The organism is Streptomyces sp. NPDC054961, from assembly GCF_053609145.1.
In genome coordinates, this window is record NZ_JBSGWY010000015.1 from 27,742 (window position 1) to 35,647 (window position 7,906).

Sequence of the window (7,906 nt, forward strand, 5' to 3'; positions counted from 1 at the left end):
TCCCGAAAGGGCCGTACGGGGCGTCCCAGGGCCCCGCAGGGGTGGTGGAGGGGCTCTCTCAGGCCCCGGTGGCCCGGTGGCGGGCCGCGGCCACGATCGGGGAGGCCTGGAACTCGCGCGCGAGTTCGGTCAGGGGCCGGGAGCCCAGGCGGTACGGGTGCTCGCCGCCGGGCCCGGAGCCGTCCGGGCGGGCGCCGGCCCGCTCCGACGCCGCCCGGCGCTGGCAGGCCGCCGCGAGCATGGCCGCGTCCGCCACCAGCGCGGCCTGCTCCTCGGGCCGTCCCTGGGCGCGCGCGGCCCCGTACGCCTCTTCGCGCACGGCCGGGTCGAACCAGTACACGAGGGCCAGGATCCCGTCGTCGATCACGGATTCGCGATGGATCAGCCGGATCCCCACCGGTGACCACCAGGTCAGCGGCACGGGCCGCACCCCGCAGGGGGAGAACCCGCGCAGAGCCGCCCAGAGCGGCCGCAGCCGCCGGTAGCGGCTGTAGTCCCGCCACGGCGCCGATCCGCCGACCAGGGGCACGATGAACCCGCAGCCCACCAGCAGGGCCGCGGCGGCGCCCAGCGGCGGCGCCACGTTCGTGGACAGGTAGTCCAGGTCCCCTCCGCTCCAGCACGCGGCCATCGCCGTCCACTTCACGAGGAGGAAGGCCAGGTCGAGCACTCCGCCGGACATGAGCAGCGCGAGTCCGGTCCGCAGCGGCCACATCGAGGGGTCCAGGCGGCGGAGCCACTTCCAGCACAGCACCGTGAGCGCGGTGCTGCCCACGGTGTGCGCCGTCAGGTAGCAGACGATCATCTCGCGCAGCCAGGGCGTGTTGGCGTAGTACGTGTCCATGTCCCGCAGCCGTTCGTCCGGCGCGTCGCCCAGGGCGAACAGGACGACGATCGCCACCGTCACGGCGCCGTACGCGACCACCGTCAGACGGGTGGCCCGGTGCACGGCCGGGGTCGGGGGGCCGCTCCAGTGCAGGATCAGCACGATGCAGGCGCCGGAGAAGGCCGTGAGCATGCTGTACACGAGGGGAGCGGAGAAGTTGACGACGCCGGTCATCCTGTTGACGGCGACGATGGTCGGGGGCGCCGAGAGGAACACGGCGAGCGAGCCCACGACGAGGAGGGTGCAGACGGCGCGCATGAGGGGCTGGTCCCAGCCCCTTCGTAACGTCGGCGCCTTGACGAGGAGTGCCGTGGCGATCACCACGCCCGGCACGTAGAGGACGAGGCTTTCGATCATCGGGCCTGTCCGACGGGGTCGGCGGGTCCGGAGCTGTCGACGACGGCGGCGGCCGTGCCGGCGGTGGTGGCCGCGGCGGTGGCGGCGGTGTCGGCCCCCTCGGCTCTCGCGGTCGCCGCCGGTGCGGTCGGCGCGGGCGCGGTCGGGCCGGCCTGGTCGAGGCCCGCGACGGCACGCTCGGCCGAGGTCAGCGGCGCCGCCTTCAGCGCGCCCCGCGCGGAGGCCCGCAGCACCTCCCACACCACGCCCGGGCGCACCCAGTACGTCGGCGCCCGGTTCATGGTGATGACCTGGAGGAGGGCGGCGGTGAGCGATTCCTTGGTGGTGGCGCCCGTCATCAGCCGGTCGACGTACCCGTTGAGGAGCCCCGCGCCGGGGCGGGGCTTCATGCCGGTGGCCCCCGGGTACAGGATGTCCTGCGAGGTCGCGAGGTCCCAGGCGACGGACACCTGCGGGGCGATGGCGCGCTGCGCCTCGCGGCCGATGCCCGGGTGCGCGAGGCCCTTGGCGCGCAGCAGCGTACGGACGGCCAGCAGGCCCTGGGCGGCGACCGTCATGCCCTGCCCGTAGAGCGGGTTGAAGGTCGCGACCGAGTCGCCCACGGCGAAGAACCCGTCGGGGAGTTCGGCCTTCTCGAAGAAGATCCGGCGGTTGGCGGTGCCCTGGGTGACGGCTACGTCCGTCAGCGGTTCCCTGCCCTCGAGGAGCTCGCCGACGATCGGGTCGCGGACGCCCTTGGCGAAGGGGATGAAGGCCTCCGGGTCGCCGGTGGGCTGGCCGCCGCGGGTGCCGGACAGGGTGGCCTGCCAGCGGCCGTTCTCGATCGGGACGATCGTCGCGGTCTGGCCGGGTACGGGCACCCTCGGGTCGGACTGGACGTTGACGATGGGGAAGCCCAGGGCGTGGGCGCCTTCGGGGGCCTCGAAGATGCGCGTCGCGTAGACGAGCCCGGAGTCCACTCCGGCCTCCTTGAGGCCGTTGACGCCGAGTTCCTCCAGCCAGGTCCGGGAGCGGGAGCCGCGGCCGCTCGCGTCGACCACGAGATCCGCGGTGACCAGGCGGTTCTCCTCCCCGGGGGCGTCGACGCGGACACCGGTGACCCGGTCGGCGGTGCCTTCCAGGCCGCGGACCCGGCTCCGCTGGAGCGTGGTCACCCCGGCCAGCCCGATGACGCGGGAGCGGATGACCGAGTCGAGGAGGTCGCGGCTGCAGGAGATGTTGAACTGCATCTCGCCGTGACGGGGAAGCCAGCCCTGCGCGGTCTTGGTGACCAGGTCGGTGGGCAGGCTGCGGCGGAAGGCGCCGGCGGCCGTCCAGTCGTCGGTGATGCCCGGCAGGATCTCCTCGATGGCACGTGCCCCGCCCGACCACAGGAGGTGGGTGTGCCGGGCCTGGGGGAGTCCGCGGCGCGGCTCCGGCCCGTCCGGCAGGGTGTCCGCGTCGATGATCGTGACCGTCGCGTGCTCGGCGAGGACGGCTGCCGCGAGCAGGCCGGCCAGGCTGCCGCCGATGACGACGGCGTGGCGGGGCGGGGAAGACTGGGTCATCGTGTGGTGCTCTCTGTCAGGGCCGATCGGAGCGCATCGGCGGAGGAAGTGCGTCGGCGGGGAATGCGGCGGTCAGCCGTCGGGTGTGGTCACCGGGACCGCGCTCAACGTCCCCAGCCGAACGAGCTCTTGAGGCGTTCGATCGCTTCGGGGACCTGTTCTTCCCGGGGTGGTGGAAGGAACGCCTTGAGGATCTTGCCGAGGTGCAGCCCGAAGGTCTCCGCGCGGATCTCCGCCGGGTCCTCCCGGTCGGCGCGGGCCGCTGCCTGCCGGACCACGGAGCCCAGTCCGCGGTCGGAGCGCAGCAGTCCGGCGAGGCCGCCGTGGCGGGCCGTCAGCCGCGCGGCCACGGCCAAGCCCGGCCCGTGGTGGTCGCAGGTGCCCTCGTCCACGTGCCACAGCTCGTGGCAGGCGATGACGAGCTGGTGTTCGGGCCGGGTGTGCTCCTCGATGACGAGGAGATCGCGTTCCTCCAGCCCGAGCCACAGCCCGCTGGCCGTGTCAGGAGGGAAGGCGGCGAACCGGAACTCGACCGGACGGCTGCCGCGCACGCGTCCGTAGGCGGCGCAGACGGCGCCGATGATGTCGGCGGCTCCGGCGGGCGGGGTCAGGCGCGCGGCCGCCAGCAGGTCGGCGCCGAGCCGGCGCATGGCCCGTGTGGTCCTCATGGTGCTTCCCCCTCGGCAGGTGTGGCATGGGCGGTCCGGTCGCCGGCGCCGGGCCGGTCCTTCCCGGCGCGGCCGCCGGCCGTGTGGTCCCCGGCCGTGTGGTCCTCGGCACGGGGGCACGCGGCGGCGGAGCCGCCCGCTCTTCGCGCGGCGGGGGCGGCCGGCCGGCTCAGCTGTCCCTCCCGTGCGAGCAGGTCGTCCAGGTGGTCGGCCAGCGATTTCCAGCCCCCCGGCGAGAGCTTGCCCGCCCGGGTGACGATGCTGCGCACGTCGTGCGCCCGCATCACGGCGAGCATCGGGTTCTCGGCGGGCCGCTCCGCTGACCGCAGTTCGCGCTCGATCCCGCCGAGGGTGGCGGTGAGCGCCTCGGTGTCCTCGGCCAGCAGGAAGCCGCTCTCGACTCCGTAGAAGCGCTGGATTCCGGCGGCGGCCGCGAGGTTGGGCAGCCCCTCGCCCTGCGCGAGGCGGGTCAGGGACTGGCCCGTGGCGTCGAAGGACCGGGCGATCGCGGTGAGGGAGTGCGGCTGGCCGTCTTCCCGGGGCCGGGTGCGGCGCAGGTGCTCGAACCGTTCGCGGACCTGTTCCTTGAGCGGGAGCCGGGGCGGATCGCCGTCGAGGGTGAGGCGGATGGCGTGCGGGGTGATGCCGGTGAGGTACGAGAGGTGTTCGAGGTTGTCCGCGCCGCCGGTGGGGCCGCCGGCCGGTCCGGCCCCGGCGGTGGCGAGGGCCCGCTCCACCGCGCTCTTGCTGTCGGCGAGGAGGAAGCCCGCGTAGACCCCGAAGAACCGCTGTACGCCGGCCGCGTGGCCGAGCCGGAGCAGTCCGGTGCCCGCGTTGAGCGGACCGAGGGAGGCGCCGGGCGCGTCGAAGTCCTCGGCGATGGCGGCGAGCGGCCAGGGGCGGCCGTGCTTGTCGCGGCGGGTGGCGCGCAGCCGCAGGAAGCGCTGGTGCACCCGCTCGTACAGCGGCAGTTCGGCCGCGGTGCCGGCCAGGACCCGGTGGATGCGGGCCGGTTCGACCCCGGACAGGTGACCGAGCCGCTCCACGGCGAGCACGTGCGCCGGGTCCTGGCCGCGCCGCTCCGCCAGTTCCGCGACGCGGGCCCAGGCAGCGGCGAGGTCGGACCGGACGGCGGCTGGCACCGGGCGTATCTCCGTCAGTAGAGAGAAGGTTCGAGACGGTTGCTCTGTGTGAACCCTAGCCCTCGATTCTGTGGCGGGCCAGGGCGTCCCCCCACCTTTCTTTCCGTCCAGCTCAAAAAAGGTGGGGCCGCCGAAGGTCATGACTCCGGAGGTAATCGACCCCGTCGGGGCGCGGCGGCACAGTTGCGGCATCGGGTCCCGGGGCCGCGCACTCGGCTCCGGGACCCGGGTCACCCGTACTCCCACCAGCGTGTTCGACCGTCGACGGAGGCTGATCCGCCATGTCCGCAACCCTGCTCCACGCCGTAGCCCGCACCACCGTCCCGCAGACCGCGCTGCGCCGCGTCCTCGCCCTCGACGCCGTCGTCACCGCCGGCAACGGCCTCGCCTACGCCGCCTTCTCCGCGCCCCTGGGCCGGCTGCTCGGCGTCGGGCAGGAACTGCTGCTGGTGCTGGGCGCCGTGCTCGCGCTCTACGGCGCGGGCGTCGGCCTGCTGGCCTCGCGGCGGCAGCCCCCGGCCCGGCCGGTGATGCTCGTCGTCGAGGTCAACTACGCCTGGGCCGTGCTCAGTCTCGTCGCCCTCCTCACCTTCCTCGCCCCCACCGCCGCCGGGGCGGTGTGGATCCCGGCGCAGGCGGTCGTGGTCGCCGCCTTCGCGCTCCTGCAGCAGCTCGCGCTGCGCGCCGGCTCAGGGCGCCAGTGACCGCAGGTACTTCACCGTCGCGGGGTCGGCCGGGAGCAGCGTCTCGATGGCCAGCTCGGCGACGGTCACGTCCATCGGGGTGTTGAAGGTGGAGATGGACGAGACGAAGGAGAGCAGGTGCCCGTCGTGCTCGATCCGCAGGGGGAGCGCGATGGAGGCGAGCGCCCCGTCCGGTCCGTCGTCGCCGGGCCGCTCCGCCGCCGCGGCCGGCACCGGATAGGCCGAGACCTCCTCGTACAGCGCGCGCAGCGGCGCCGAGCGGGCCAGCGCGATCTGCCGCTCCATCTGGGCCAGCAGGTGCCCCCGCCACTCGCGCAGGTTGTGGATCCGCGGGGCCAGTCCCTCGGGGTGCAGGGTCAGCCGCATCGCGTTCAGCGGACCGGCCAGCAGGTGCTCGGGCATCCCCTCCAGCAGCATCATGATGCCCCGGTTGGCGGCCACCACGTCGTACGTGGCGTCCACGATCAGCGCCGGATACGGCTCGTAGCCGGTCAGGAGCCGCTCCAGCGCCTCGCGCAGCACCTCCATCGAAGGGTCGTCCAGCGGCGTGTGCGCGTACCGGGGCGCGTAACCCGCCGCCAGCAGCAGGGCGTTGCGGTCCCGCACCGGGACGTCCAGGTGCTCCGCGAGCCGCAGCACCATCTCCTCGCTGGGCCGCGAGCGGCCGGTCTCCACGAAGCTGATGTGGCGGGAGGAGGAGTCGGCGCGGCCCGCCAGCTCCAGCTGGCTGATCCCGCGCCGTTCCCGCCACGTGCGGAGCAGCGATCCCACCGTTGCCGTCGTCGTCATGCCCCCGACGGTAACCCGGCGCGGCTCACCCCAGGTCGAAGGCGTTCGGCAGGCCGAGCCGGTAGCGCCACAGGTCGTTGCGTTTGAAGGATTCCACTTCCGGCGCCCGGTACATCGGTTTCACCGCGCACCGCGGCGCCGTCGAACCGTCGCGGTCGAGGAGGGAGTTGACGGCGGCGCGGGCCGAGGCGTTCGCGCCCTCCATCGTCGCCAGGTCGATGTCGACGGCCACGTAGTCACCGCTGAGGAAGAAGTTGGGGATGCGGGTGCCCGCGCTCGGCCGGTTGTGGAAGGTGCCCGTCGGGTGGATGAGCAGCTGGTCCTGGTTGGTCGGGTTCGGCGTGCCGATCCCGTCCACTCCAGGGTCCAGGAACCACGAGTGCAGCTTCCCGTCGGACAGCAGGGTCTTCCCGGTGTCGTTGAGCGAGGCCTTCAGCTGCGCCCACACCTCGCGGGCGACCTCCTCGCGGGTGCACTCCTTGGCCGTCTTCCCGTACAGGATCCCGGGCTTGTCCCACTCGGAGATGTCCACCGACAGGCAGTCCACGGCCGAGCCGTCCCCGTAGTCGGCGGGGAAGTCGCGCGCGGGCCAGTGCTCGGCCTGCTGGATCGCCGTCAACGACCACGGGGAGTCGATGCAGTTGAGGTGACCGTGGACGAGGGGGGCCCGCTCGGTCAGATAGAACTGGATGCCGGTCATCCAGTCCGTCTCCAGCTGGTCGCACCGCCCGAGCATCGGATCGGCCGCGCGCAGGGCCGGGCTCCAGGTGCGGCGGGCGTGCTCCACCGGCAGCGCGCTGACGTAGTGCTCGGCGGTCACCGTCCGGGCCGCGCCCGCCGGGTCCTCGACGAGGACACCGCTCACGCGACCGCCCGCGTACCGCACCTCCCGCACCGTCCAGCCGATCCGGAACTCCACGCCCAGAGAACGCAGATGGGCCTCCCACGGGTCGATCCAGGCCTCGTTGGTCGGCAGGTTCAGGATCCGGTCCGGCGGTCCGTCCGCGCCGCGTCCCAGCAGGTTGAAGACGAAGGCCTCGCCCAGCGTGCCGACCGTACGGGTGGAGGCCTCCTCGGCCTTGGTCGCCACGATGTTGCGCGTCACGCCGATGGCGAGGATGCGCTGGTACTCGCTCGACATCCGCGCGGCCCGGGTGAACTCCCACCAAGGAGTGCGCTCCCACTGCTCGTTGCGCCGTTCGTCGCAGCTGGTGAGGAAGACGAGCGCGCGGTCGACGAAGTACGCCGTCTCGTGGAGCGGGAGCCGGACCAGCGACTGGAGGATGCCGGTGAGGGACCGGCGCAGCTCGTCGGGGGTCAGTTCGGCGGGGGAGTGGTCGGGCCACGGGATGGGCGCGCGCAGGTCCTCGCGGCCGGCGGCGCGGGCGAACATCATCTCGCGCGGGGCGACCAGGTTGTCCCAGACCCCGTTCGCGTTGCCCGGGAAGGGGATGCGCCGCATCGTGTCGGGCAGGTTGTGGTAGATCCCGGGGATGAAGCGGAAGCCGTGCTCGGCGGGGAGCGGGCGCCGGCCGCCGCGCGCGCTGCCGGGGACGTCCATGCTGCGGGCCTTGCCGCCGAGCGCCCGGCGCTCGTACACGGTGACGGCGTAGCCGCGTTCGGCGAGCTCGTGCGCGGCGGTGAGCCCGGCCACGCCGCCGCCGAGGACGGCGACGCGGCGTTTCTCCGCGGCTCCGGCCGCGGCCCCGGCCGGGGGGGCGGGGGGTGCCCGCGCAGCGCGCCCCGGCTCACCACCATCTCCACTCCCCCCACGTGGGGGACTCCCCCGATCGGGATTCTCAACAAGTCTCGA

The 7,906-nt window shown here is 73.7% G+C and carries 7 protein-coding genes; 1 reads left to right on the forward strand and 6 read right to left on the reverse strand.

The features are described 5' to 3' along the window. Nucleotides 1-58: 58 nt before the first annotated feature. From ACWF9Z_RS15950 to ACWF9Z_RS15965, 4 genes are all read right to left on the reverse strand, one after another. Nucleotides 59-1,243, reverse strand: coding sequence for an MAB_1171c family putative transporter (locus ACWF9Z_RS15950; protein WP_453602529.1), 1,185 nt, complete (start codon nt 1,241-1,243; stop codon nt 59-61). Continuing rightward, nucleotides 1,240-2,790 carry an NAD(P)/FAD-dependent oxidoreductase gene (locus ACWF9Z_RS15955; protein ID WP_453602531.1) on the reverse strand — a complete coding sequence of 517 codons (1,551 nt, stop codon included), beginning with the start codon at nt 2,788-2,790 and terminating at the stop codon, nt 1,240-1,242. Before ACWF9Z_RS15955 ends, ACWF9Z_RS15950 begins: the two co-directional genes overlap by 4 nt. Nucleotides 2,791-2,894: 104 nt before the next feature. Continuing rightward, the gene (locus tag ACWF9Z_RS15960) at nt 2,895-3,458 is read right to left on the reverse strand and encodes a toxin-antitoxin system, toxin component (RefSeq protein ID WP_453602533.1); all 564 of its coding nucleotides are present in this window, start codon (nt 3,456-3,458) and stop codon (nt 2,895-2,897) included. Then, nucleotides 3,455-4,600, reverse strand: a complete 1,146-nt coding sequence (locus ACWF9Z_RS15965) for a hypothetical protein (protein WP_453602535.1) — start codon at nt 4,598-4,600, stop codon at nt 3,455-3,457. The genes ACWF9Z_RS15960 and ACWF9Z_RS15965 overlap by 4 nt, the downstream gene beginning before the upstream one ends. Before the next feature lie 281 nt (nt 4,601-4,881). Here ACWF9Z_RS15965 and ACWF9Z_RS15970 point away from each other — a divergent pair, with 281 nt between their 5' ends. After that, the gene (locus ACWF9Z_RS15970) at nt 4,882-5,304 is read left to right on the forward strand and encodes a hypothetical protein (RefSeq protein ID WP_453602537.1); all 423 of its coding nucleotides are present in this window, start codon (nt 4,882-4,884) and stop codon (nt 5,302-5,304) included. Here ACWF9Z_RS15970 and ACWF9Z_RS15975 read toward each other — a convergent pair. Beyond that, nucleotides 5,290-6,093, reverse strand: a complete 804-nt coding sequence (locus ACWF9Z_RS15975) for a helix-turn-helix domain-containing protein (protein WP_453602538.1) — start codon at nt 6,091-6,093, stop codon at nt 5,290-5,292. The genes ACWF9Z_RS15970 and ACWF9Z_RS15975 overlap by 15 nt on opposite strands. Before the next feature lie 25 nt (nt 6,094-6,118). Next, nucleotides 6,119-7,906: hydroxysqualene dehydroxylase (locus ACWF9Z_RS15980; protein ID WP_453602539.1), on the reverse strand; the 1,788-nt coding region annotated here is incomplete at its 5' end.

What these genes read in the sequence shown, in the direction of transcription:
- ACWF9Z_RS15950 (WP_453602529.1), bottom strand. Translation starts at nt 1,243, where the DNA reads ATGATCGAAAGCCTCGTCCTCTACGTGCCGGGCGTGGTGATCGCCACG.
- ACWF9Z_RS15955 (WP_453602531.1), bottom strand. Translation starts at nt 2,790, where the DNA reads ATGACCCAGTCTTCCCCGCCCCGCCACGCCGTCGTCATCGGCGGCAGC.
- ACWF9Z_RS15960 (WP_453602533.1), bottom strand. Translation starts at nt 3,458, where the DNA reads ATGAGGACCACACGGGCCATGCGCCGGCTCGGCGCCGACCTGCTGGCG.
- ACWF9Z_RS15970 (WP_453602537.1), top strand. Translation starts at nt 4,882, where the DNA reads ATGTCCGCAACCCTGCTCCACGCCGTAGCCCGCACCACCGTCCCGCAG.
- ACWF9Z_RS15975 (WP_453602538.1), bottom strand. Translation starts at nt 6,093, where the DNA reads ATGACGACGACGGCAACGGTGGGATCGCTGCTCCGCACGTGGCGGGAA.